Origin of the sequence: Pseudomonas ovata (assembly GCF_003131185.1) — a bacterium.
GTDB classification, from domain to species: Bacteria; Pseudomonadota; Gammaproteobacteria; order Pseudomonadales; family Pseudomonadaceae; genus Aquipseudomonas; species Aquipseudomonas ovata.
In genome coordinates, this window is record NZ_QFFU01000041.1 from 1 (window position 1) to 23,363 (window position 23,363).

The following is a 23,363-nucleotide window of genomic DNA, read 5'->3' on the forward strand; positions in this document are numbered from 1 at the left end:
TAAACCATGATTTCTCGCGGAGTAACTTGCGTTGCTGATAATCAGTTGACTCTCAGTCTGACACCGCAAGCACCCACACGAATTGCTTGATTCAATTGTTAAAGAGCGGTTGGTTGAGCCGTTCGCTTCAACCGAGGCGCGCATTCTACAGCGCCTGTGCAACATGTCAAGTGATTATTTTCGGAAGTTTTCAGAGTAACTCTGAAGCCTCCATCACTTGCGTGCCGACTGATCTTTCGATCAACTCGTCAGCGGGAGGCGAATAATACAGCATTGAAACTTGCTGTCAACTGCCTTTTTCACCGCCGTGGCCCTGAGGCCAGCACCACCCCCTCGCCGATTTCTTATCCAACTCATTGATATTCAAGGAGTTTTCAGTTTCTTCCGCGGCGGGAATGGTGCGCATTATAGAGCGCTGAGACAGGGCGTCAACACTTAATTTCAAAATACTGTCACTTATCGCTTGGCCTTCAATAAACGCGGGATTCTCCGCGTTATAAAAGGCACACGCAGCAGTAACAGAAAAGCCCCCAGCCCTGCATAGATGGACCATTCCTCAAGATCGGCGCGGACAATCCACAACATATGCACCAGGCCCAGGATCAAGATGACGTAAATCAGCTGATGAAGCCTGCGCCAGCGGCGCCCGAGACGACGCTGACTGTAACGGTTGGATGTCACTGCCAGAGCCAGCAAGCCGATCAGCGCCAGCGCCCCGACAATAATGTAAGGCCGCTTCACCAGCTCGACGCCGAGCTGCCCCCAATCCAGCCCCAGGATAAATAGCGCATAAAGGCTGAGGTGCAGCAGTGCATAGGCAAAACACCACAATCCCAACTGCCGGCGTACGGCCATGCACCCCGCCCACCCGGTCAACCGCTGCAGCGGGGTGACGCTCAGGGTGATCAACAGCAGGATCAACGTGCCCAGCCCCAGCCGGTCCACCAACACCTTGCCCGGGTCCGGTCCCAGGGCAAAGCTCCAGGCCTGGTAAAGCCAGAAGACCGGAAACGCCAACGCCGCCAGAAAAACACTTGCCCGCCATAATCCGTAACGCATCAGTAGTCCTTGCGCAGATCCATACCGGCATACAAGGAAGCCACTTCCTCGGCATAGCCATTGAACATCTCGGTCTGCCGTACATTGGGGCTGAACAACCCGCTGGGCAAACGCCGCTCCCGCGCCTGGCTCCAGCGCGGGTGATCGACCTGCGGATTGACGTTGGCATAGAAGCCATACTCACTGGCAGCAATGCTCTGCCAGGTGGTGCTTGGCTGCTCGCTGACCAGACTGATGCGCACAATGGACTTTACACCCTTGAAGCCGTACTTCCACGGCACCACAAGACGCAACGGCGCACCGTTCTGATTGGGCAGCTCGCGGCCATACATGCCCACCGCCAGGATCGTCAGCGGGTGCATCGCCTCATCCAGCCGCAACCCTTCGACATAGGGCCAGTCGATCAACGCAAAACCGGAGCGCTGGCCCGGCATGGACTGCGGATCCTGAAGGGTTTCAAAGCGGATATAACGGGCCTTGGAGGTCGGCTCGACCTGCTTGAGCACATCAGCCAGCGGAAAGCCGATCCATGGAATCACCATCGACCAGGCCTCCACGCAGCGCAGCCGATAGATCCGCTCTTCCAGGTGATGAGGCTTGACGAAGTCTTCAAGGGCATAGCGCCCCGGCTTGCCCACCTCGCCATCGATAACCACGCTCCACGGCTCGGTCTTCAGCGAGCCGGCATTCTTGGCCGGGTCGCCCTTGTCAGTGCCGAACTCATAGAAGTTGTTGTAGTGGGTCGCGTCTTTATAAGGTGTGATGGCCTCATTCTTGACCGTCATGGCCTGCCAGCGGGTCGCGGCAAGTTTGTCAGCCAGCCAGGCCGGCGCCTTGCCCGGCTCCACATCAGCATATAAAGAAGGATCGGCCGCGTTCGCCCATGGCGGCAATGCAGCCATGGCGCCCACGGCAAACGAGCCGCCCAGCAGGGCACGGCGAGAAAGATAGAGGGATTCAGGTGTGACATCCGACTCGCGAGAGTCGGATGTCGAAGGAAGTTTGATCAGCATGATGACTCCACGGCTTCGGTGAAAGACTCACCCATCGACCCATGGAGTATGCAGAAAATCAGATCACTTGCGACGACGCAGACGCAGCAAATACTGAACAGGACCTGAAAGCGCGTACGCCAGGAAAATCAGCAGCAGGATACGCGGAGGATCGCTGAATACCACGGCAAACACCAGGACCACCGCCAGGATGGCCACAAAGGGCACGCGCCCCCGCAGATCCAGCTCCTTGAAGCTGTTGTACTTGATATTGCTGACCATCAGCATGCCCGCCGCCGCGACCAGCAAGGCCACCAGGAAGGACAATTTGGAGCCCTGGATGCCGAAGTCGCTGAACGCCCAGACCACACCGGCCACGACACCGGCCGCCGCCGGACTGGCAAGACCAATGAAGTAGCGCTTGTCGGCCGTGCCTACCTGGGTATTGAAGCGCGCCAGGCGCAAGGCCGCGCCGGCCACATAGATGAAGGCGACCATCCAGCCGACCTTGCCCATGTCGCCCAAGGCCCAGCCGAATGCCAGCAAGGCCGGTGCCACGCCGAAAGCCACCATGTCCGACAACGAGTCGTACTCGGCACCGAAAGCGCTTTGGGTGTTGGTCATGCGCGCCACTCGGCCGTCGAGGCCGTCGAGCACCATGGCAATGAAAATGGCGATGGCGGCGAAGGCAAAATACTTGCTCGCCCCTGCCGCATCGCCTGCGCTCATTGCGCTCTGGGCACTCATGGAACTGATGATGGAATAAAAGCCTGCGAACAGATTGGCCGTGGTGAACAGGTTTGGCAGCAGATAGATGCCACGGTGACGGACTTTGCGTCCTTCGGCATCATGCCCCTCTTCCACGTGCTCATCGATCGGTAGCAGGCTTTCGGCGTCGGAACCCTTGCGAGGCTCCTCAGGACGTTCGCTCATGAAAATTACCTTGCAGCAGTTTGAAAAAGTTGGACAGGTGTCTGCCACGAGGGTTCGGCGGCAGACGATGCAGCTTTATACCAGATGCGCGCGCCATTGACCTTCCAGCGCGGCCCATACGGCACAACCGAAGACACGTCCTACCCCCCATAACGAAAAAACGCGGCCAATGGGCCGCGTTTTTTCAAAGCACCGAGAACTTAGTTCTTGGACTTGTCGACGATCTTGTTCGCCGAGATCCAAGGCATCATCGAGCGCAGTTGCTCGCCGATGATTTCGATGCCGTGCGCAGCATTGTTACGACGCTTGGCGGTCATCGATGGGTAGTTGGTCGCGCCTTCGCTGATGAACATCTTCGCGTACTCGCCGTCCTGGATGCGCTTGAGAGCGTTGCGCATGGCCTTGCGGGATTCTTCGTTGATGACTTCAGGACCAGTCACGTACTCGCCGTATTCGGCGTTGTTGGAGATCGAGTAGTTCATGTTGGCGATACCGCCTTCGTACATGAGGTCAACGATCAGCTTCAGTTCGTGCAGGCATTCGAAGTAGGCCATTTCCGGCGCGTAGCCCGCTTCAACCAGGGTTTCGAAACCGGCCTTGACCAGCTCGACGGTACCGCCACACAGAACAGCCTGCTCACCGAACAGGTCGGTTTCGGTCTCGTCCTTGAACGTGGTTTCGATGATACCGGTACGGCCACCGCCCACGCCCGAAGCGTAGGACAGCGCAACGTTCTTGGCGTTGCCCGAGGCGTCCTGGTAGATCGCGATCAGGTCAGGAATACCGCCGCCCTTGACGAACTCGGTACGCACGGTGTGGCCCGGGGCCTTTGGCGCGATCATGATCACATCCAGGTCAGCGCGTGGCACGACCTGGTTGTAGTGGATCGAGAAACCGTGGGAGAAGGCCAGGGTAGCGCCCTTCTTCAGGTTAGGCTCGACTTCGTCGCGGTACAGCTGGCCCTGGAACTCATCGGGAGTCAGGATCATGACCACGTCGGAAGCGGCAACGGCGGAAGCCACGTCAGTGACTTTCAGGCCGTGGGCCTCAGCCTTGGCGACAGTGGCCGAACCTTTGCGCAGGCCGATCGTGACGTCAACGCCGGAGTCCTTCAGGTTGCACGCCTGAGCGTGGCCCTGGGAGCCGTAGCCGATGATCGCGACTTTCTTGCCCTGGATGATCGAAAGGTCACAGTCTTTGTCGTAGAAAACTTTCATGGTAATCCCCTGTTATCTTGGCCTTCAGGCCAAATTGCAAATAGATCAGATGCTCAGCACTTTGTCGCCGCGGGCAATACCCGTTACGCCACTGCGAACTGTTTCCAGGATAGCGGCGGTGCCGATGGCCTGAATGAAGCTGTCCAGCTTGTCGCTGGTACCACTCAACTGCACGGTATAGACGCTGGCGGTGACGTCGACGATCTGCCCGCGGAAGATATCCGTGGTGCGCTTGATCTCGGCACGCTGCGCGCCGGTGGCCTTGACCTTGACCAGCATGAGCTCGCGCTCGATGTGCGCGCTCTCGGACAGGTCGACCAGCTTGACCACTTCAACCAGCTTGTTGAGGTTTTTGGTGATCTGCTCGATCACCTCATCATGCCCCACGGTGGTCAGCGTCAGACGCGACAGGGTCGGGTCCTCGGTCGGCGCCACGGTCAGGCTTTCGATGTTGTAGTTACGCTGCGAAAACAGGCCGACCACACGCGACAGTGCACCGGGTTCGTTTTCCAGCAACAGGGAAATGATGTGCCGCATGATTATGTCCGCTCCGTCTTGCTCAACCACATATCGCGCATCGAGCCATCCTTGATCTGCATCGGATAGACGTGCTCGCTCACGTCGACCTGGATGTCGACGAACACCAGGCGATCCTTCATGGCGAAGGCTTCTTCAAGCTTGGGCTTGAGATCCTTCAGATCGGTGACACGGATGCCAACGTGACCATAAGCCTCGACCAGCTTGACGAAGTCAGGCAGCGATTCGACGTATGAATGCGAGTGACGGCCGCCGTAGCTCATGTCCTGCCACTGGCGAACCATGCCCAGCACACCGTTGTTGAGCAGGATGATCTTGACCGGCAAGCCATATTGCAGGCAGGTCGACAGCTCCTGGATGTTCATCTGGATACTGCCTTCGCCGGTCACGCACGCCACGTCGGCCTCCGGGAAGTTCAGCTTGACGCCCATGGCCGCCGGAAAACCGAAGCCCATGGTGCCCAGGCCACCGGAGTTGATCCAGCGGTTGGGCTTGTCGAAGCGGTAGTACTGCGCAGCGAACATCTGGTGCTGGCCCACATCGGAGGTGACATAGGCATCGCCTTTGGTCACTTCATGCAGGGTCTCGATCACTTTCTGCGGCTTGATGACCGAGCCATCGCCACGGTCGTACGGGAACAGGTCACCGCCGGCACGCCACGCTTCGATCTGCTTCCACCACGCGGCCACGGCCTCCTTGTCGGGAGCCTGACCGATTTCCTTGTAGGTGGCGACCATGTCGGTCAACACGCTCTCGACAGGTCCGACGATCGGCACATCGGCCTTGATGGTCTTGGAAATCGATGCCGGGTCGATGTCGATGTGGATGATCTTGGCGCCCGGGCAGAACTTGGCAGCGCCGTTGATGACGCGGTCATCGAAACGCGCGCCGACGGCCAGGATCACATCGGTGTGGTGCATCACGACGTTGGCGGTGTAGCTGCCGTGCATGCCCAGCATGCCGACGAACTGACGGTCAGTACCCGGGTAGCAACCCAGGCCCATCAGCGTGTTGGTCACCGGGGCGTTGAGCAGTTGGGCCAGCTCGGTCAGCGGCGCCGAGCCGTTGCCCATCACCACGCCACCCCCGGCGTAGATCACCGGACGCTTGGCGGCCAGCAGCATTTCGACAGCCTTGCGGATCTGGCCCGAGTGACCGCGCACGGCCGGGCTGTAGGAGCGCAGCTTGATCTTTTTCGGGTAAACGTATTCGAACTTCTCGGCCGGGTTGGTCATGTCCTTGGGCAGGTCGACGACCACAGGGCCCGGACGCCCGGACTGGGCCAGGTAGAAGGCTTTTTTCAGGACTTCCGGGATCTCGCTCGGGTGCTTGATCATGAAGCTGTGCTTCACGATCGGCCGGGAGATACCGATCATGTCGGTTTCCTGGAAGGCATCGGTGCCGACCAGCGTGCTTGGCACCTGACCGGAAATCACCACCATCGGGATCGAGTCCATGTAGGCGGTCGCGATACCGGTGATGGCGTTGGTTGCACCGGGACCCGAGGTCACCAGCACCACGCCTGCCTTGCCGGTTGCCCGCGCATAGCCGTCGGCCATGTGCGTTGCCGCCTGCTCGTGACGCACCAGAATGTGGCTGACCGCCGGCTCCTGGAACAACGCATCGTAGACGTGCAGGAGCGCGCCGCCGGGGTATCCATAAATATGCTTAACGCCTTCGTCACGCAGGAAGCGGACGACCATTTCAGCGCCAGATAAAAGCTCCACGTTGTTCACCTCTAAAACGCCAGAATACCGTCCATCGGTGGACGGGTCTTAATAGGTTTACTGCCAAGCAGAGCATGAGCGACGGTGGTCGCCGACTACGTCAGCACTGACTGAGCAAGTATTGGGATGTCCCTGAGTGTTGCGGAACGGTCCCACCCAGCGCGAGGTAACGCGTTGCGGGTGTTACAGGTCGACGCGGATGTGCGCCTCATGATCTACCGAGACGGTCTGCTTCTGGCAGTCCCCCTACAGCGAACTTTGAATTGTTGTGATTCGGCCCTCTCAAGTCAAGCAATCCGTACGCTTTCTTGTATGTTTCGCCAACACCAGGTCGCCATTGGAAGGTTCTGACGGCAATGTGATAGCTTTCGCGCAGCACAGTCATATCAAGGAAGCCGCATGCGCAGGATGATCCTTTCGGTCGCCTTGTCGATGACCATGGGCCTGAGCGCCCACGCCGCCCAGATTTACAAATGGGTCGACGCCCAGGGCGTCACGCACTTCGATGCCACGCCGCCAGCCGGCCAGCCGGCCAATCCCGTCGACCTTCAGCAACCACCGCTGACGGGCTCTGTCGCCACGCCGACGGCGCCGGAAGCCGACGCACAGCAACGCGCCATTGATGACAAGGTCAAGAAAGAGATCAAGGTCAACGAAGCCAAGCGCAGTGCCATGTGCGAGGTGATGCGCACCAACCTGGCCCAGCTCAGGAACAACCCGCGCGTTCGCGAGCCGGTCGTGGGGGGCGGCTTCAAGCGCCTCAACGAAGATGAACGTCAGGTGCGCATCACCGAAGCCGAAAAGACGATCGCTGACTATTGCCGGTAAGCCCGCCTGCTGATGCAGGCGGACCGTGACTGGCTCAGCCGGCCTTGCCGATCAACTGATCGAAACGCTCCAGCAGGTTCAGCAGGTTGCGCGCCTGCTCCGGGCGTTCCACGTAGACCATCTCGGCCATTTCACGGATGCCGGAGGCCTTGGGCAAGGGCAAGTCCTGCTCAAGGATGACCTTCATTTTCGGCAGAAAGATCCATTGCAGCCACTGCTCGAACGTCAGGGTGTCGATGCAGAACGGCTCCTGGCTGGCCAGGGCCTTGGCGTCGGGCGGTGTACTGTCCCACCGCCCCCACTCGCGCAGCTCTCGCTCGATCAACAACAGATGGTCGGCCAACGCCGGCATACGCGCATCCATCAGAGGCTGACCCGGGCTTTCTGCCGCGCCTGGGCGGCACCGGCGGCATCACCCTGCTTCTCGCGCGACTGGGCGATCAGCTCCCACAGGCTGGCCTGCAGGCTGGGCCGACCGCTGGCGTAGGTCAGGGCGCGACGTGACAGTTGCTCGGCCTGGGACGCATCGCCCTGGGCCAGGCGCACCTGGGCCAGACGGTACAGCACCTGCGGCTCACGTGGTGCCACGCGCTGGGCGCGCTCCAGGCTTGAAGAGGCACCGTTGAGGTCGCCACTGCCCTGTTGCTGCTGGGCGGTGGTCAGCAAGGCCAGCACCGGACCGTCCAGCTGCTCGTCGGCCGACAGCGCACCGCGGCTGGCATTGGACGGAATCCCGGTCGGCGCCGAAGGCTGGCTGTAGCTGCTGGTGTTGAGCGGCGGCGCCTCGACCGGCGGCTGATAGGCCGGCGCGCTGCTGATCGGTGCCGAGTCGACACTGAACGGCGCCTGGCCGGCCGGGGCCGAGTAGGTCTGGATACCGGCGGCGCCCGCGCCATTGGGCACCATCACTGTCACGCCGGAGTCGGCAGGCACGGCCTGGGGCTGCTGGACCGGCGCGGTATTGGTTCGGTAGCCGGTCGTGCGCGCCGCATTGGCACGCTCGCTGTTGGAGACCCGGGAGCCGGAGTCAACGACCGGAATCGCACCTTGCGGAACACTGGCACACCCGCTGAGTACAGCCAGGGCAGTTACCGCTGGAATCCACCACTTATTCACATCAATCCCTCTTTGCTTAATTCAACCAGCCCTTGACCCAGTCCATGACGGACTCGTCAGAGGCGGGACCGCTGCCACAGGCTGCGCCCGGCACCGGTTCACTGCCGCGAATATACGGCATCTGCACGGCATTCGGGCAACTGGCATCGGAGCCCTGGCCGGTGCCGGCATCGACCCAGGCCCGGACCACGTTATCCGGCATGGCCATGTCCAGCGGCAACGGCTCGGCCTTGCGCATGAAACTGGTCCAGACCTGCAAGGCACCGCTGGCACCGGTGAACGGGGTCGTGCCGTTGTCGTCACGCCCCATCCACACCACCGCCAGCACATCCTGGCTGAAGCCGGCGAACCAACTGTCACGCGAGTCGTTACTGGTACCGGTCTTGCCGGCCAGGTTCAAGGTCTTGGGCAGTACGTTGTAAACCGACTGGCCAGTGCCTTCGCGCATCACCCGCTGCATGGCGTTCTGCACCAGATAGATCGCGCCCGGATCGAAACGCTGCTGGATCTGGAACGGATAACGCTTGAGCGGCTCGCCCTCGGCGGTCAGCACGCTGCGGATACCACGCATCGGCGTATTGAAGCCGCCACTGGCGATGGTCTGGTACATGGTCGCCACTTCAACCGGGCTCAACCCGCCGGCGCCGAGCAGCATCGACGGGTACTCGGGCCATTCGCGGCTGATGCCCAGCTTGTTGAGGGTCTTGAACACGTTCGGCACGCCCAGCTCCAGCCCCAGCTTGGCCGTCGACAGGTTGTAGGAATGCGCCAGCCCCTGGTACAGGAAAATATTGCCGTGCGCCTTGCGGTCGTAGTTCTGCGGTTTCCAGACCTGGCCATCGGCGCCCTTGACCTGGAACGGCTCGTCGGCCACCCAACTGGTCAAGGTGTACTTCTGTGGTTGCTCCAGGGCGGTCAGGTAGATCGCTGGCTTGACCAGCGAGCCGATCGGGCGCACCGCATCGATGGCGCGGTTGAAACCGGCAAAACCGGCCTTGCGGCTGCCCAGCAATGCCTGGACCTCACCGGTCTCGGGGTTGGTCACGACCATGGCCGCTTCCACCTCGTCGGCGCCCTTGCGCCCGGCCAGCCGCTTGAACGTCTCGTCCATGGCCGCCTGGGACTTCATCTGCAGGATCGGGTCGAAGCTGGTAAAGATCCGCAGCCCTTCCTCGGTCAAGTCTTCATCGCGGTAATCGTCACGCAACTGACGCTTGACCAGGTCCATGAAGGCCGGGAACGAGCTGTCGGCCAGGCTGCCGGTGCGGGTCACGCCCAGTGGCATCTTCTTGGCCGCCTCGACCTCCTCGACCGGTGCGACACCCTGCTGCGCCAGCAGGTCGAGCACCAGATTGCGGCGCTCCATGGCGCGCTCGGGGTTGCGCCGCGGGTTGTAGTAGGACGGCCCGTTGACCAGCCCGACCAGCAACGCCACCTGATGCAGCTTGAGTTCCGACAGCGGCTGACTGAAGAAATACTGGCTGGCCAGACCAAAGCCGTGCACCGCACGCTGCCCGTCCTGCCCGACGAACACCTCGTTGAGGTAGGCCTCGAGGATCTCCTGCTTGCTGTAGTGCAGCTCCAGCAACAGCGACATCATGGCTTCGGTCAGCTTGCGCGACAGGCTGCGCTCGCTGGTCAGGAAGAAGTTCTTCACCAACTGCTGGGTCAGGGTACTGCCGCCCTGGCGCATGCGCCCGGACGAGGCATTGACCCAGACTGCGCGGGCAATGGATTTGGGCGACACGCCGAAGTGGTGATAGAAATCGCGGTCTTCGACGGCAATCAGGGTGTCGAGCAGATAAGGCGGTGCCTGGTCGAGCTTGATCAGGATGCGGTCTTCGAGGTTCTTCGGGTACAGGCCGCCCACCAGCAGAGGCTCAAGCCGGGCCACGGCCAGCTTGCTGCCATTGGCCGACGCCAGGTCGGCGACGAAATCGCCCGAGAAGCGCACGCGAATCTGCTGGGCCGGATCGGTGCCTTCATAAAACTGAAAGCCGCGCGTGTTCAGCTCGACGGTGTTGCCGTTCACGGCAGCAGCGCCCGGGCCATTGGCCACGCTTTCGCGGCGATAGCCCAGGGCGTCGAGTTCGATCAGGAAGTCGTCGCGGCTCAGTTTCTGGCCCACGAACAGCTCCAGCGGCCGGGCATAGACCTTGGCCGGGATCATCCAGCGCTTGCCGGAAAACTTTTCCTGGACCTCGGCATCGAGGTAAATCGCAAAGCCGGCGACAATCACCACGCCGACGATACTGAGCTTCAGCGCCCAGCCCAGCAAGGTACGAAGACGGCCGGAAGCGGGCTTTTTAGGGGTGCGGGGAGTACGGGATCGAGTCATGGGCGCGGATTATACGCAGTTTGCGTGGGTGTGTTGAGGTTCAAGCGCAGCCACGCGCCAGCGGTTTGCAGCATTATGCCAAGCAGCCATAATGGCCGGCCTGAGCCCTTTATTTTCCAAATCATTCATCAAGGATCGACCGTGAGCCAGTCTCTGATCGCAGCCCTGCAAAACCCTGCCCTCTACCCGCATGCGGTAGAAGGTTTCCAGGTTATCGAAACACATATTTCGTGGGTGCTGCTCACTGGCCCCTATGCCTACAAGATCAAGAAGCCGATGAACTTCGGCTTCCTGGATTTCACAGCCCTGTCGGCGCGCAAGCACTTCTGCCAGGAAGAGCTGCGTCTGAACCAGCGCCTGACCGAAGGCCTGTACCTTGAGGTCATCGCGTTGACCGGCTCGGCCGAAGCCCCGCAACTGGGCGGCGACGGCGAAGCCATCGAATACGCCCTGAAGATGCGCCAGTTCCCGCAAAGCGGCCTGCTCAGCACCCTGCAGGCCAACGGCGAACTGACCATCGGCCACATTGACGAACTGGCCAGCCAGATCGCCCATTTCCATTTGTCGGCCCCGAAAGTCGGTGCCGAAAACGACCTGGGTTCGCCTGACAGCGTCATGGCGCCTGTGGCGCAGAACTTCGAGCAGATTCGCCCGTTCCTCAGCGAAAAAGCCGACCTGCAACAACTTGAAGCACTCAAGGACTGGGCAGAGTCGAGCTTTGAGCGGCTCAAACCGCTGTTGGTTCAACGCAAGGCCGACGGTTTCATTCGCGAATGCCACGGCGACATTCACCTGGGCAATGCCGCACAGATCGACGGCAAGGTCGTGTTGTTCGACTGCATCGAATTCAACGAGCCCTTCCGCATGACCGACGTCTATGCCGACATCGGCTTCCTGGCCATGGACCTTGAGGACCGCGGCCTCAAGACCCTGTCGCGCCGCCTGATCAGCCAGTACCTGGAACTGACCGGCGATTACCAGGGCCTGGAACTGTTCAATTTCTACAAGGCCTACCGGGCCATGGTGCGGGCCAAGATTGCCCTGTTCAGCATTCCGGCCGAGGCCGACGGCGTGCAGCGCGCCGCGTCCCTGCGCCAGTACCGCAACTACGCCAACCTGGCGGAAAGCTACAGCGCCATCCCTTCGCCGTTTTTGACCATTACCCACGGCGTGTCGGCTGTCGGCAAGAGCCAGGTCGCCCAACGCCTGGTGCAGTCGCTGGGCACGATTCGCCTGCGTTCGGACGTCGAACGCCAGCGCCTGTTCGCCGAAAGCGGCAACGAAGCGCGCTACGACGCTGCAGCCCATGAGGCCACCTATGCCCGCCTGCATGAACTGGCAGGCCAGGTGCTGCGCGCCGGCTTCTCGGTGGTGCTCGACGCCACTTACCTCAAGCACGCACAGCGCCAGGCAGCAGCCCATGTGGCGCAAACCTACGGCGTGCCGTTCCTGATCCTGGATTGCCAGGCTCCGCAGGCGGTTATCGAAGGCTGGTTGCAGCAACGCCAGGCCGAAAACAACGATCCGTCCGAAGCGACGCTGGACGTGCTCAACGCTCAACTGGCCAACCGCGAGCCGCTGAGCGCAGAAGAAACCCTGCTGAGCAAGACGATTCGCACCGACCTGAGTGACGACCTGAAGGCCCTGATCGAAAACCTGCACCAGCGCCTGCCAGGGCTGTGAAAACAGAGGGGGCCGTTAAGCGGGTAACGCTTCACGGCCCACAGTAGTGGCGATATAATGGCGCCATAAATCCAACAGCCTTGAGAATCGCCATGAGCCAGCCAAAGCAAATCGACTCACCGCTGTACATGCTACTGCGCAAGGACGATATCGAAGGCTTCAACCAGGAGAGGCCTTCCAAAGGCACCCTGGACATGCGCGGTGGCGACTTCCGGGGGCTGGACCTGCGTAACCTGGACACCGCCGGCATCGACTTCACCGACGCCTATTTCCGCTCGGCCGACCTGCGCGGGCTGGATCTGCGCAGCAATTCGCTTGAAGGTGCAAGCATCGCTCACGCGCAAATCTCCGGAACCTACTTTCCGCCGGAGCTGAGCGCCGACGAAATCCTCATGTCGGTCAACTTCGGTACTCGCCTGCGTTATCGCACACGCTGAAACCGGCAGTTGCAAACCTGCCTGCGCAATGCAGGCAGGTGACCGCGAGTCCCCTTCCCCCAAAAGTCTCTTCTCCAGCAGCACCCTTGCCGCTGCGGATCTTTGTACCCGTCGAAAGCGCCTGGAAAATCTCTGCAAAAAGAAGTGTTGACTTCGAAATGAGAATCGTTATGATTATCACAACTGGTCGCGAGACTGGTCGGTAACCTGAAAGACCTTGGTTCGGACTCTCAGATTATCTCCTCATCAGGCTAATCACGGTTTTTGACCCGGCTTTTTGCCGGGTCTTTTTTTGCCTGCTTAAAACTCATCGAAGCCCAGCAGCCCCAAGCGCGCCAACGCATCCCCCAACAGGCTCGAAGCGCCCAGGCGAAACCGCTGTGGTGTGAGCCAGTTCGGCCCGAAACGCCCCCTGGCCAGCGTCAGGAAGGCCTGAGCGTCGGCCACCGTGCGCAACCCTCCGGCCACCTTGAGCCCCACCTGCCCGCCAATCTCGGCAATCGACTCCAGCATGATCCGCGCCGCCTGCGCAGTGGCCGGTGCGACCAGGCGCCCGGTGCAGGTCTTGAGAAAATCGGCGCCCGAGGCGATGGCGGCCCGCGAAGCGCTGCGAATCAGCTGCGGGTCGCGCAAATCGCCGGTTTCCAGCGTGACCGTCAGTGGCGCACGGGACCCGCACTCGGCCTTGCACGCGGCCACCAGATTGGCACCGACCTGCACATCGCCCGCCAGCAAGGCGCGGAACGGGTAGACCACCTCCACCTCATCGGCCCCCGCCAGCAACACCGCCCGGGTCTGCTGCGCCGCCAGTTCGACATCGGGCCGGCCGGCCGGGAAGTTGACCAGGCCGATCACCCGCACATCCTGAGCCTGCAGACGATCAAGGGTGGTTCGCGCCAGACAGACGAAGTGCGGATAGACGCAGACCCCCGCCACTGGCCCGACCGGCGTCAGCGCGCTGCGGCACAGACTGACGATGCGCTGTTCGGTGTCTTCCTGGTGAAAGGCCAACAGCTCCAGCAGGCTGATGGCCTGGCGTGCTTGTGCCTCGTTGTCGACGGTCATTGCATGTGCCTCCACGGCGAAATCAGTGGGCAGGACAATAAACCAGCGGCCGCCGTCAGAAGCCGGCATACCAGAATCAGGGAAATCGGCTACAAGAATTCAGGAAGCTTCCGAAGCTGTCCGCTCGATCACAGAGCGCCTGGCGCCGATATAACGCGAACCGCAAAGAACGCCAAGGCATGCCAGAATGGCATTCAGAGTAATCAGATGTGTCGGTCAAGCCCCATGAAACTGCTGTGCCTTTCACACCCGCTCAAGGAAGCCCAAAGCCTGGGCTTCGAGGTCGACGGACAGGCGCTGTTCGCCATCCGCCGCGAGGGCAAGGCCTATGTGTACCGCAACCGTTGCCCACACCGGGGCATTGCCCTGAACTGGCAAGCCGACCGCTTCCTGGATGACAGCGCCAGCCTGATCCACTGCGCCCATCACGGCGCGCTGTTTCTGATCGAAAGCGGCGAATGCGTGGCCGGCCCCTGCGAAGGCCAGTCGCTCGACGCCGTGCGCTGCCTGGAGACTGCCGACGGCCTGTTCATCGACCTGGTGTCTTGATCTGGAAACAGTGAGAAGCCAGCCTTCGCGACCGTTGCCGCCCTTATAAAGCCTCAAATAACGTATTGATTTATTGGAGGTTAATTCACACCCGTAGGAGCGCGCTCTGCCCGCGACCGAGTGCGCAGCGCTCGCAGAAATTTATTAGACGCTGAAATTTTACGACTGCTGCGCAGCCGGTCGCGGGCAAGCGCGCTCCTACGGGTTTATAGCGGCTCCACACCAGGCTCCAGCACCTGCAAGCGCCTGACCAGGCGCACCTCTTCAGCGTTGATGTCCACGCCATACGCCAGCACCTGAACCCCTGCCGCCACCGCATCACCCAAGGCTGCCGCATAGGCCGGGTCGATTTCCCTGGCCGGACGCACGGCGTCGATGCCTGAAAGGTTCACGCAATACAGCAAGGCGGCGCGCACCCCGTCACGTGCCAGGGCAGCCAGTTCACGCAGATGCCGTGCGCCACGCTGGGTCACCGCATCCGGAAAGGCCGCCACGCAGGAGTCATCGAAGCCCAGCGTGACGCTCTTGACCTCCAGGTACAGATCGCCGTCAGGGTACTGCAGACGAAAATCCACCCGGCTTTTCTCTACGCCATAAGGCACTTCGCGCTTGAGCGCGGTAAAGCCGTTGAGTTCGTCGATAATGCCCGCGTGCAGCGCTTCCTCGACCAGCACATTGGCCCGCCCCGTATTGATACAGGCCAGCCGCCCCTGCGGGGTTTCGCTGATCTCCCAGGTGCCGGGCAACTTGCGCTTGGGATCATTGGAGCGACTGAACCAGACCCGGCCGCCTGGCAACATGCAATTGAGCATCGAGCCGGTATTGGGGCAGTGGATGGTCAGGCGCTCGCCGGAGTCGGTTTCGATATCGGCCAGAAAACGCTTGTAACGCAGCAGCAGCCGACCGCTTTCTAGTGCAGGTGAAAAGCGCATCAGCCTTGCCAGCCCTGCAAGCCATGGGCAATGCGCTCCACCGCCTGTTCCAGGCGCGGCAGGCTCTGGGTGTAGGAAAAGCGCACATGGTGACTGGCACCATGACGGCCAAAATCCAGCCCCGGCGTAAATGCCACATGCTCTTTTTCCAGGAAATAGCGGCAGAATGCGAAGGCATCATCGCCGAATGCGCTGATATCGGCGTACAGGTAGAACGCCCCTTCAGGCTCCACGGCAATGCCGAAGCCCAACCCGCGCAACGCCGGCAACAGATAATCGCGGCGCTGCCGGAACGCTTCGCGGCGCTGTTCGAGAATGTCCAGCGTCGCGGGCTCGAAACATGCCAGCGCCGCGTACTGCGCCACGCTCGACGCGCTGATATAGAGGTTCTGCGCCAGCTTTTCCAATTCCCCCACCGCCGCCTGCGGCGCCACCAGCCAGCCCAGGCGCCAGCCGGTCATGCCGAAATATTTCGAAAAACTATTCAGCACAAAGGCGTCATCATCGACTTCCAGCACGCTGCTGGCGTCCACCCCGTAAGTCAGGCCGTGATAAATCTCGTCCACCACCAGGTGCCCGTCATGGGCCTTGAGCGCCGTCGACAGGGACGCCAGTTCGTCGCGACTGAGCAGCGTGCCGGTCGGATTGGCCGGCGAAGCCACCAGGGCGCCGACACTGTCCTGATTCCAGTGTTTTTCCACCAGGGCTGCGGTCAACTGGTAACGCTCTTCGACGCCGACCGGCACCAGTTGCGCGGCGCCCTCGACCAGGCGCAAGAAGTGCCGGTTGCAGGGGTAGCCCGGGTCGGCCAGCAGCCAGTGTTTGCCCGCCTCCACCAGCAGACTGCTGGCCAGCAACAAGGCCCCCGAACCGCCCGGCGTCACCAGAATGCGCTGCGGGTCGATGTCCAGGCCATGGCGGGTGGCGTAGAAGCCGGCAATGGCCTGGCGCAGCTCCGGCAGGCCACGGGCGGCGGTGTAACGGGTCTTGCCCGCTGCCAGCGCGGCCTGCCCGGCCTCGATGATCGGCTGCGCGGTACTGAAGTCCGGCTCGCCGATTTCCAGGTGAATGACATCATGACCTGCGGCCTGCAGTTCATTGGCCCGTTCCAGCAGGGCCATGACATGAAAGGGTTCGATGGCGCGGCTGCGCGCACTGTAGGGCTGGGCCATGATGTTCCTTCTCTGGGTCGACTGAAATACGCCGGCAGGCCAGGGCCGTCCGCACGCGTCGGCCATTCTACCCAAGGGCGGTCGATCACGCGGGCAAAGCGCTTTGAAACAACAAATAACCGGGCAAAAAACACACTACGACGCCTGACAATGACTAGAGTTCATCTATTGCAGGTGCATGTTAATGACCCGTTCACAGACCGGCGCCATGCTCGACAACCGGGAGTGGCGAACTGCGATTTGATCTGGTAAGTTCGCCGGCTTGCACCTGCAGGGCCGACGGGTGTCGGTGATGGAACATCCTGCGCAATAGATTAGAAAAGAGTGAGAGGCGGTCCATACATGCCCACCCCAGATAAGCAAAAGAATGTAATCAGCGGCCTCGAACCCTACAAGGCGACACCGGGTGAAGAGTACATGGGCGAGCCCATGCGCGCGCACTTCACCAAGATCCTGAACAAGTGGAAGCAGGACCTGATGGTGGAGGTCGACCGCACGGTAGACCACATGAAGGACGAAGCCGCCAACTTCCCTGACCCGGCCGACCGCGCCAGCCAGGAAGAAGAGTTCAGCCTGGAACTGCGCGCACGCGACCGTGAGCGCAAGTTGATCAAGAAGATCGACAAGACCCTGCAATTGATCATCGACGAAGAGTACGGCTGGTGTGAATCCTGCGGTGTCGAGATCGGTATTCGCCGCCTTGAAGCGCGCCCGACCGCCGACCTGTGCATCGACTGCAAGACCCTGGCAGAAATCAAGGAAAAGCAGGTCGGCAAGTAACATCGCCGGCATGAACTTAAAAGACGCCTCGGCGTCTTTTTTGTTTTCCGGCCCGTGACAGGCCAGTAACATGGCGCCCCATGAAAAACCCTCCTTATATCGGGCGCTTTGCGCCAACGCCCAGTGGCTACCTGCATTTCGGCTCACTGGTCGCCGCCCTGGCCTCCTGCCTCGACGCTCGCGCCGCCGGCGGCCTGTGGCTGATGCGCATGGAAGACCTCGACCCGCCACGCGAAGTGGCCGGCGCCCAGGCAGCGATCCTGCAGACGCTGGAAACCTATGGTTTCGAATGGGACGGCGCCTGCGTACGGCAAAGCGAGCGGCACGAGGCCTACGAACAGATACTGCAACGCTGGTTCAATCATGGCCTGGCCTATGCCTGTACCTGCTCGCGCAAGCAACTCGAACCCTTCAACGGCATTTATCCGGGCCTGTGCCGCAATCTCGGGCATGCGCCCGAGGCCGGTGCCATTCGCCTGCGGGTTCCGGAAGTGGAGTATCACTTCACCGACCGGGTCCAGGGTCTGCAGCGCCAGCACCTGGGTCGTGAAGCCGGCGACTTTGTCATCCGCCGTCGCGATGGCCTGTATGCCTACCAACTGGCAGTGGTCATCGATGACGCCTGGCAGGGCGTGACCGACATTGTGCGCGGCGCCGACCTGCTCGACTCCACGCCCCGGCAGCTGTACTTGCAAGAATTGCTCGGCGTACCGCAGCCTCGCTACCTGCATGTACCGCTGATCACCCAGCCCGACGGCCACAAGCTGGGCAAGTCCTACCGTTCACCACCGCTGCCCGCCGACCAGGCCACACCCTTGCTGCTGCGTGCCTTGCAGGCCCTGGGGCAACCCTTCGACACGCATCTGCACTACGCCACGCCGCAAGAACTGCTGGGCCAGGCGGCGCGCCAGTGGGATGCCGAACGGATCCCCAAGGTGCCGGCCATTCCAGAGGCCACGCTGCAAAGCCTTCAATAGACCGGGCCAGAGCCCTCGCGGCATACTGCGCAAAACGTCGCTTGCAGGTTGCCGGGCATTGGTTAACATGCCGCACCTTACCCGCCCCATAAAAGGGCAGGTCACCCATTACCCTGCGACGCACTGTGCGGCACAACCGGAGGCAGCATGTATATCTATCGGCTGGTCCTGCTCCTGGTGGTGGGCATCTACCTGTTTTCGCCCGCCATCATGGATTGGTGGATCGACGCCACAGGCGCCTGGTACCGCCCCTACATGCTGTGGCTGATCCTCATCGTGGTGACGTTCATTCTGCAAAGCCAGCGAGACGCCGATGAGCTTTAGCCTGACTTACATGCTGCTGGTCAGCGCCGGTTACCTGCTGGTGCTGTTCGGCGTGGCCTGGATCAGCGAACGCGGGCTGATCCCGCGCTCGATCATTCGCCATCCGCTGACCTACACCCTGTCGCTGGGGGTTTACGCCAGCTCCTGGGCGTTCTACGGCACCATCGGCCTGGCCTATCAGTACGGCTACGGTTTCCTGTCCAGCTACCTGGGTGTTTCGGGCGCCTTCCTGCTGGCACCGGTGCTGCTCTACCCGATCCTGAAAATCACCCGCACTTATCAGCTGTCGTCGCTGGCCGACCTGTTCGCCTTTCGCTTTCGCAGCACCTGGGCCGGCGCGCTGACCACCATCTTCATGCTGATCGGGGTCTTGCCACTGCTGGCCCTGCAGATCCAGGCAGTGGCCGACTCGATCGGCATCCTGACCGGCGAACCGGTGCGCAACCGGGTCGCCGTGGCCTTTTGCGCCCTGATCAGCCTGTTCACGATCTTCTTCGGCTCGCGGCACATCGCCACCCGCGAGAAACACCAGGGCCTGGTGTTCGCCATCGCCTTCGAGTCGATCATCAAGCTGGTGGCCCTGGGCGGCCTGGGCATCTATGCCCTTTACAACGTCTTTGGTGGCCCGTCGCAACTGGAAGTCTGGCTGCTGCAGAACCAGACCGCCCTGGCCTCGCTGCACACCCCGCTGCAGGAGGGCCCGTGGCGCACGCTGCTGCTGGTGTTCTTCGCCTCGGCCATCGTGATGCCGCACATGTATCACATGACCTTCACCGAAAACCTCAACCCGCGCTCGCTGGTCAGCGCCAGCTGGGGCCTGCCGCTGTACCTGCTGCTGATCAGCCTGGCGGTGCCGCTGATCCTGTGGGCGGGCCTGAAGCTGGGGGCGCGAACCAGCCCGGAGTATTTCACCCTCGGCATCGGCATGGCCGTGCAAAGCAAGTCCCTGGCCCTGCTGGCCTATATCGGCGGCCTGTCGGCGGCCAGCGGCCTGATCATCGTCACCACCCTGGCGCTGTCGGGCATGGCCCTGAACCACCTGGTGCTGCCGCTGTACCAGCCGCCCGCCGAAGGCAATATCTACCGCTGGCTGAAATGGACCCGCCGCGGCCTGATCATTGCCATCATCGCCGCCGGCTACTGCTTCTACCTGATGCTCGGCGCCCAGCAAGACCTGGCCAACATGGGCATCGTCGCCTTTGTCGCCACCCTGCAATTTCTGCCAGGGGTACTGTCGGTGCTGTACTGGCCGACCGCCAACCGGCGCGGCTTCATGGCCGGGTTGCTGGCCGGCATCACGGTCTGGCTCTTCAGCATGCTGTTACCGCTGCTGGGTAAGCTCGATGGCTTTTATTTCTCGATGCTGAACATGACCTATGTGCTGGACGACACCAGCTGGCACATGGCAGCCATCGCCTCGCTGGCGGCCAACGTGCTGCTGTTCACCCTGGTGTCGCTATTTACCAACGCCAGCCCTGAAGAAGTCAGCGCCGCCGAAGCCTGCGCGGTGGACAACGTGCGTCGCCCGCAACGCCGCGAACTGTTTGCCGCCTCACCGCAGGAATTCGCCACCCAACTGGCCAAGCCGCTGGGCGCCAAGGCCGCGCAAAAGGAGGTCGAGCAGGCCCTGCGCGACCTCTACCTGCCCTTCGACGAGCGCCGCCCCTATGCCCTGCGCCGCCTGCGTGACCGCATCGAGGCCAACCTGTCCGGCCTGATGGGCCCCAGCGTCGCTCAGGACATGGTCGAGACCTTCCTGCCATACAAATCCGGCAACGAAAAATACGTCACCGAAGACATCCACTTCATCGAGAGCCGGCTCGAGGATTACCACTCGCGCCTGACCGGCCTGGCGGCCGAACTCGATGCACTGCGTCGCTACCACCGGCAAACCCTGCAAGAGCTGCCGATGGGCGTGTGCTCGCTGGCCAAGGATCAGGAAATCCTGATGTGGAACCGCGCCATGGAAGAGCTGACCGCCATTCCCGCCCAGCATGTGATCGGCTCACGCCTGATCACCATTGTCGAGCCCTGGAAAAGCCTGCTGCGCGATTTCATCCACGAGCCCGATGAACACCTGCACAAACAGAAGCTGCAACTGGACGGCCAGACACGCTGGCTCAACCTGCACAAGGCCGCCATCGACGAGCCGCTGGCGCCGGGCAACAGCGGTCTGGTGCTGCTGGTCGAGGACCTGACCGAAACGCAGATGCTCGAAGACAAGCTGGTGCACTCCGAGCGCCTGGCCAGTATCGGCCGCCTCGCCGCCGGCGTGGCCCACGAGATCGGCAACCCGATCACCGGCATCGCCTGCCTGGCGCAGAACCTGCGCGAAGAGCGCGAAGAAGACCCGGAACTGGCCGAAATCAGCAGTCAGATCGTCGAGCAGACCAAGCGCGTCTCGCGCATCGTGCAGTCATTGATGAGCTTTGCCCATGCCGGCGCCCATCAGCACAGCGACGAGCCGGTGTGCCTGGCCGAGGTGGCGCAGGATGCCATCGGCCTGCTGGCCCTGAACCGGCGCAACTTCGAAGTGCAGTTCTACAACCTGTGCGACCCGACCCACTGGGTCGATGGCGACCCGCAGCGCCTGGCTCAGGTGTTGATCAACCTGCTCTCCAACGCCCGCGACGCCTCGTCCCCCGGCAGCGCCGTGCGGGTCAAAAGCGAGGCGTCCGAACATACCGTGGACCTGATCGTCGAAGATGAAGGCAGTGGTATTCCCAAGGCAATCATGGACCGATTGTTCGAACCCTTCTTCACCACCAAGGATCCGGGTGAGGGAACCGGACTGGGCCTTGCTCTGGTCTATTCCATCGTTGAAGAGCATTATGGACAAATCACCATCGACAGCCCGGCCGATCCCGAACGGCAACGCGGCACCCGTATCCGGGTGACCTTACCGCGTAATGTCGACGCGACGTCCGCCGTGAACCGAGACCGTCGAGAGAACTGAATCAATGCCGCATATTCTGATCGTCGAAGACGAAACCATCATCCGCTCGGCCCTGCGCCGCCTGCTTGAGCGCAACCAGTACCAGGTCAGCGAAGCGGGCTCGGTGCAGGAGGCTCAGGAACGCTTCAGTATCCCCTCGTTCGACCTCATCGTCAGCGACCTGCGCCTGCCCGGCGCACCTGGCACCGAGCTGATCCGCCTCGGTGAAGGCAAGCCGGTGCTGATCATGACCAGCTACGCCAGCCTGCGCTCGGCGGTCGACTCCATGAAGATGGGTGCGGTGGACTATATCGCCAAGCCCTTCGACCACGATGAAATGCTCCAGGCCGTGGCCCGCATCCTGCGCGACCGCCAGACCACCCATGGCCAGGCACAAGCGCCGGCCGGCGAACGCGCTGCCAACGGCAAGGCCGGCGGCGCGTCCGACAAGCCTGCCGCCGGCAACGCCAACGGCGAAATCGGCATCATCGGCTCCTGCCCGCCCATGCAGGACCTGTACGGCAAGATCCGCAAGGTCGCGCCTACCGACTCCAACGTCCTGGTACAGGGCGAGTCCGGCACCGGCAAGGAACTGGTCGCCCGTGCCCTGCACAACCTGTCGCGCCGGGCCAAGGCACCGATGATTTCGGTCAACTGCGCGGCCATCCCTGAAAGCCTGATCGAGTCGGAACTGTTCGGCCATGAAAAAGGCGCCTTCACCGGCGCCAGCGCCGGACGCGCCGGGCTGGTCGAGGCCGCTGACGGCGGCACGCTGTTTCTCGACGAGATCGGCGAACTGCCGCTTGAAGCCCAGGCACGGCTGTTGCGCGTACTGCAAGAAGGGGAAATTCGCCGGGTGGGCTCGGTGCAGTCGCAAAAGGTCGATGTGCGCCTGATCGCCGCGACCCACCGTGACCTCAAGACCCTGGCCAAGAACGGCGAATTTCGCGAAGACCTGTACTACCGCCTGCACGTGATCGCCCTCAAGCTGCCGGCCTTGCGCGAGCGTGGCAACGATGTGCTTGAAATCGCCCGTGCGTTCCTGGCCCGCCAGAGCGTCAAGGCCGGCCGCCCCGACATGAAGTTCGGCGCCGACGCCGAACAGGCCATTCGTCAGTACAACTGGCCCGGCAACGTACGCGAACTGGAAAACGCCGTGGAGCGCTCGGTGATCCTGAGCGAAAGTGCCGAGATCTCTGTCGACTACCTGGGTATCGACATCGAGCTGGCCCTGCTGGACGACGAGGAATTCGTCGGCCTGGCGCCACTGACCAGCAGCGTCAATGGCACCAACCATGAGCCGACCGAGGACCTGTCGCTGGAAGATTACTTCCAGCACTTCGTCCTCGAACATCAGGACCACATGACCGAAACCGAGCTGGCCCGCAAGCTGGGCGTGAGCCGCAAATGCCTGTGGGAACGTCGCCAGCGCCTGGGCATTCCACGCCGCAAAGGGGTCGCGAACGAGACGTGACCGTTTTTTCGGTAACAGTTCCCTCAGGGGAGCAAAAAACGTTACCGATGCTTTGCCAGTCGTAACAAAAGCCGGGGTTTACGGTAACGCAGCCCCGGCTTTTTTTCGCCCATTGCAAGGGCCACGCGCAGCAACCCCCCTGTTTACGGGCGTTTGCAAAAGTTGGCACAGGTCCTGCTATATGCTTAGTACAAGAAAAATAAAAACCCGATGTACCCACACAATAAAAACAAGACGAAACGACTCACGCATAACAAGAACAACACGGCGGAGGCGCAGCTAACTGAT

Annotated in this window: 21 protein-coding genes; 9 read left to right on the forward strand and 12 right to left on the reverse strand. The window is 61.7% G+C overall.

Annotation, left to right across the window (positions count from 1 at the left end; all coding sequences use genetic code 11):
- Positions 1–456: 456 nt before the first annotated feature.
- The 6 genes from msrQ to DGA31_RS28925 form a co-directional block, all read right to left on the reverse strand.
- The gene (gene msrQ / locus DGA31_RS28900; protein ID WP_056842003.1) at positions 457–1,059 is read right to left on the reverse strand and encodes a protein-methionine-sulfoxide reductase heme-binding subunit MsrQ; all 603 of its coding nucleotides are present in this window, start codon (positions 1,057–1,059) and stop codon (positions 457–459) included.
- Positions 1,059–2,072, reverse strand: coding sequence for a protein-methionine-sulfoxide reductase catalytic subunit MsrP (gene msrP / locus DGA31_RS28905; protein WP_109514857.1), 1,014 nt, complete (start codon positions 2,070–2,072; stop codon positions 1,059–1,061). The genes msrQ and msrP overlap by 1 nt, the downstream gene beginning before the upstream one ends.
- A 63-nt stretch (positions 2,073–2,135) precedes the next feature.
- Positions 2,136–2,984, reverse strand: coding sequence for a CDP-diacylglycerol--serine O-phosphatidyltransferase (gene pssA, locus DGA31_RS28910; RefSeq protein ID WP_056842001.1), 849 nt, complete (start codon positions 2,982–2,984; stop codon positions 2,136–2,138).
- A 200-nt stretch (positions 2,985–3,184) separates the two neighbouring features.
- Positions 3,185–4,201 carry a ketol-acid reductoisomerase gene (gene ilvC / locus DGA31_RS28915; protein ID WP_056842000.1) on the reverse strand — a complete coding sequence of 339 codons (1,017 nt, stop codon included), beginning with the start codon at positions 4,199–4,201 and terminating at the stop codon, positions 3,185–3,187.
- Between the two features lie 45 nt (positions 4,202–4,246).
- Positions 4,247–4,738, reverse strand: a complete 492-nt coding sequence (ilvN, locus tag DGA31_RS28920) for an acetolactate synthase small subunit (protein WP_025258538.1) — start codon at positions 4,736–4,738, stop codon at positions 4,247–4,249.
- A gap of 2 nt (positions 4,739–4,740) precedes the next feature.
- Positions 4,741–6,465, reverse strand: a complete 1,725-nt coding sequence (locus DGA31_RS28925; protein WP_056842024.1) for an acetolactate synthase 3 large subunit — start codon at positions 6,463–6,465, stop codon at positions 4,741–4,743.
- Positions 6,466–6,864: 399 nt separating this feature from the next.
- Between DGA31_RS28925 and DGA31_RS28930 the strand changes: the two genes are divergently transcribed.
- Positions 6,865–7,293 (forward strand): DUF4124 domain-containing protein, encoded by a 429-nt coding sequence (locus tag DGA31_RS28930; protein ID WP_109514858.1) that lies wholly within the window; start codon positions 6,865–6,867, stop codon positions 7,291–7,293.
- 34 nt (positions 7,294–7,327) lie between these two features.
- Here the strand turns inward: DGA31_RS28930 and DGA31_RS28935 are convergent, their stop codons facing one another.
- The 3 genes from DGA31_RS28935 to mrcB are packed head-to-tail and all read right to left on the reverse strand — an operon-like array spanning position 7,328 to position 10,747.
- Positions 7,328–7,657, reverse strand: coding sequence for a YqcC family protein (locus DGA31_RS28935; RefSeq protein WP_056841998.1), 330 nt, complete (start codon positions 7,655–7,657; stop codon positions 7,328–7,330).
- Positions 7,657–8,409 carry a tetratricopeptide repeat protein gene (locus tag DGA31_RS28940; protein WP_109514859.1) on the reverse strand — a complete coding sequence of 251 codons (753 nt, stop codon included), beginning with the start codon at positions 8,407–8,409 and terminating at the stop codon, positions 7,657–7,659. The genes DGA31_RS28935 and DGA31_RS28940 overlap by 1 nt, the downstream gene beginning before the upstream one ends.
- Before the next feature lie 16 nt (positions 8,410–8,425).
- On the reverse strand, positions 8,426–10,747 hold the full coding sequence (mrcB, locus tag DGA31_RS28945; protein WP_056841996.1) for a penicillin-binding protein 1B: 2,322 nt from the start codon (positions 10,745–10,747) through the stop codon (positions 8,426–8,428).
- 141 nt (positions 10,748–10,888) lie between these two features.
- Here mrcB and DGA31_RS28950 point away from each other — a divergent pair, with 141 nt between their 5' ends.
- On the forward strand, positions 10,889–12,430 hold the full coding sequence (locus tag DGA31_RS28950) for a bifunctional aminoglycoside phosphotransferase/ATP-binding protein (RefSeq protein ID WP_109514860.1): 1,542 nt from the start codon (positions 10,889–10,891) through the stop codon (positions 12,428–12,430).
- 92 nt (positions 12,431–12,522) lie between these two features.
- Entirely contained in the window at positions 12,523–12,867 is a 345-nt protein-coding gene (locus DGA31_RS28955) for a pentapeptide repeat-containing protein (protein WP_056841994.1), read from the forward strand.
- Positions 12,868–13,167: 300 nt separating this feature from the next.
- Here the strand turns inward: DGA31_RS28955 and deoC are convergent, their stop codons facing one another.
- Positions 13,168–13,932 (reverse strand): deoxyribose-phosphate aldolase, encoded by a 765-nt coding sequence (gene deoC, locus DGA31_RS28960; protein WP_109514868.1) that lies wholly within the window; start codon positions 13,930–13,932, stop codon positions 13,168–13,170.
- Between the two features lie 225 nt (positions 13,933–14,157).
- On the opposite strand from deoC, the gene DGA31_RS28965 reads away from it, so the two are divergent.
- Entirely contained in the window at positions 14,158–14,481 is a 324-nt protein-coding gene (locus DGA31_RS28965) for a Rieske (2Fe-2S) protein (protein WP_056841993.1), read from the forward strand.
- Between the two features lie 206 nt (positions 14,482–14,687).
- On the opposite strand, the gene sfsA is transcribed toward DGA31_RS28965, so the two are convergent.
- Positions 14,688–15,413, reverse strand: a complete 726-nt coding sequence (gene sfsA / locus DGA31_RS28970; protein WP_109514861.1) for a DNA/RNA nuclease SfsA — start codon at positions 15,411–15,413, stop codon at positions 14,688–14,690.
- Positions 15,413–16,585 carry a pyridoxal phosphate-dependent aminotransferase gene (locus DGA31_RS28975; protein WP_109514862.1) on the reverse strand — a complete coding sequence of 391 codons (1,173 nt, stop codon included), beginning with the start codon at positions 16,583–16,585 and terminating at the stop codon, positions 15,413–15,415. The genes sfsA and DGA31_RS28975 overlap by 1 nt, the downstream gene beginning before the upstream one ends.
- Before the next feature lie 342 nt (positions 16,586–16,927).
- On the opposite strand from DGA31_RS28975, the gene dksA reads away from it, so the two are divergent.
- The 5 genes from dksA (at position 16,928) to DGA31_RS29000 (ending at position 23,075) form a co-directional block, all read left to right on the forward strand.
- Positions 16,928–17,365: an RNA polymerase-binding protein DksA gene (gene dksA, locus DGA31_RS28980; RefSeq protein ID WP_056841990.1), complete on the forward strand. Its 438-nt coding sequence runs from the start codon at positions 16,928–16,930 to the stop codon at positions 17,363–17,365.
- Between the two features lie 80 nt (positions 17,366–17,445).
- Entirely contained in the window at positions 17,446–18,342 is an 897-nt protein-coding gene (gluQRS, locus tag DGA31_RS28985; RefSeq protein ID WP_109514863.1) for a tRNA glutamyl-Q(34) synthetase GluQRS, read from the forward strand.
- A gap of 147 nt (positions 18,343–18,489) precedes the next feature.
- Positions 18,490–18,666 (forward strand): hypothetical protein, encoded by a 177-nt coding sequence (locus DGA31_RS28990; protein WP_002552060.1) that lies wholly within the window; start codon positions 18,490–18,492, stop codon positions 18,664–18,666.
- Complete coding sequence (locus tag DGA31_RS28995; RefSeq protein ID WP_056841988.1) at positions 18,656–21,622, forward strand: sensor histidine kinase; 2,967 nt, start codon at positions 18,656–18,658, stop codon at positions 21,620–21,622. Before DGA31_RS28990 ends, DGA31_RS28995 begins: the two co-directional genes overlap by 11 nt.
- A 4-nt stretch (positions 21,623–21,626) precedes the next feature.
- A complete protein-coding gene (locus tag DGA31_RS29000) occupies positions 21,627–23,075 on the forward strand; it encodes a sigma-54-dependent transcriptional regulator (protein WP_109514864.1) in 1,449 nt (482 codons plus the stop codon).
- Positions 23,076–23,363 lie beyond the last annotated feature (288 nt).

What these genes read in the sequence shown, in the direction of transcription:
- ilvN (WP_025258538.1), bottom strand. Translation starts at nt 4,738, where the DNA reads ATGCGGCACATCATTTCCCTGTTGCTGGAAAACGAACCCGGTGCACTG.
- DGA31_RS28955 (WP_056841994.1), top strand. Translation starts at nt 12,523, where the DNA reads ATGAGCCAGCCAAAGCAAATCGACTCACCGCTGTACATGCTACTGCGC.
- dksA (WP_056841990.1), top strand. Translation starts at nt 16,928, where the DNA reads ATGCCCACCCCAGATAAGCAAAAGAATGTAATCAGCGGCCTCGAACCC.
- DGA31_RS28930 (WP_109514858.1), top strand. Translation starts at nt 6,865, where the DNA reads ATGCGCAGGATGATCCTTTCGGTCGCCTTGTCGATGACCATGGGCCTG.
- DGA31_RS28995 (WP_056841988.1), top strand. Translation starts at nt 18,656, where the DNA reads ATGAGCTTTAGCCTGACTTACATGCTGCTGGTCAGCGCCGGTTACCTG.
- DGA31_RS28935 (WP_056841998.1), bottom strand. Translation starts at nt 7,657, where the DNA reads ATGGATGCGCGTATGCCGGCGTTGGCCGACCATCTGTTGTTGATCGAG.
- DGA31_RS28975 (WP_109514862.1), bottom strand. Translation starts at nt 16,585, where the DNA reads ATGGCCCAGCCCTACAGTGCGCGCAGCCGCGCCATCGAACCCTTTCAT.
- pssA (WP_056842001.1), bottom strand. Translation starts at nt 2,984, where the DNA reads ATGAGCGAACGTCCTGAGGAGCCTCGCAAGGGTTCCGACGCCGAAAGC.
- msrP (WP_109514857.1), bottom strand. Translation starts at nt 2,072, where the DNA reads ATGCTGATCAAACTTCCTTCGACATCCGACTCTCGCGAGTCGGATGTC.
- msrQ (WP_056842003.1), bottom strand. Translation starts at nt 1,059, where the DNA reads ATGCGTTACGGATTATGGCGGGCAAGTGTTTTTCTGGCGGCGTTGGCG.
- ilvC (WP_056842000.1), bottom strand. Translation starts at nt 4,201, where the DNA reads ATGAAAGTTTTCTACGACAAAGACTGTGACCTTTCGATCATCCAGGGC.
- mrcB (WP_056841996.1), bottom strand. Translation starts at nt 10,747, where the DNA reads ATGACTCGATCCCGTACTCCCCGCACCCCTAAAAAGCCCGCTTCCGGC.
- DGA31_RS28990 (WP_002552060.1), top strand. Translation starts at nt 18,490, where the DNA reads ATGTATATCTATCGGCTGGTCCTGCTCCTGGTGGTGGGCATCTACCTG.
- DGA31_RS28965 (WP_056841993.1), top strand. Translation starts at nt 14,158, where the DNA reads ATGAAACTGCTGTGCCTTTCACACCCGCTCAAGGAAGCCCAAAGCCTG.
- DGA31_RS29000 (WP_109514864.1), top strand. Translation starts at nt 21,627, where the DNA reads ATGCCGCATATTCTGATCGTCGAAGACGAAACCATCATCCGCTCGGCC.
- deoC (WP_109514868.1), bottom strand. Translation starts at nt 13,932, where the DNA reads ATGACCGTCGACAACGAGGCACAAGCACGCCAGGCCATCAGCCTGCTG.
- sfsA (WP_109514861.1), bottom strand. Translation starts at nt 15,413, where the DNA reads ATGCGCTTTTCACCTGCACTAGAAAGCGGTCGGCTGCTGCTGCGTTAC.
- gluQRS (WP_109514863.1), top strand. Translation starts at nt 17,446, where the DNA reads ATGAAAAACCCTCCTTATATCGGGCGCTTTGCGCCAACGCCCAGTGGC.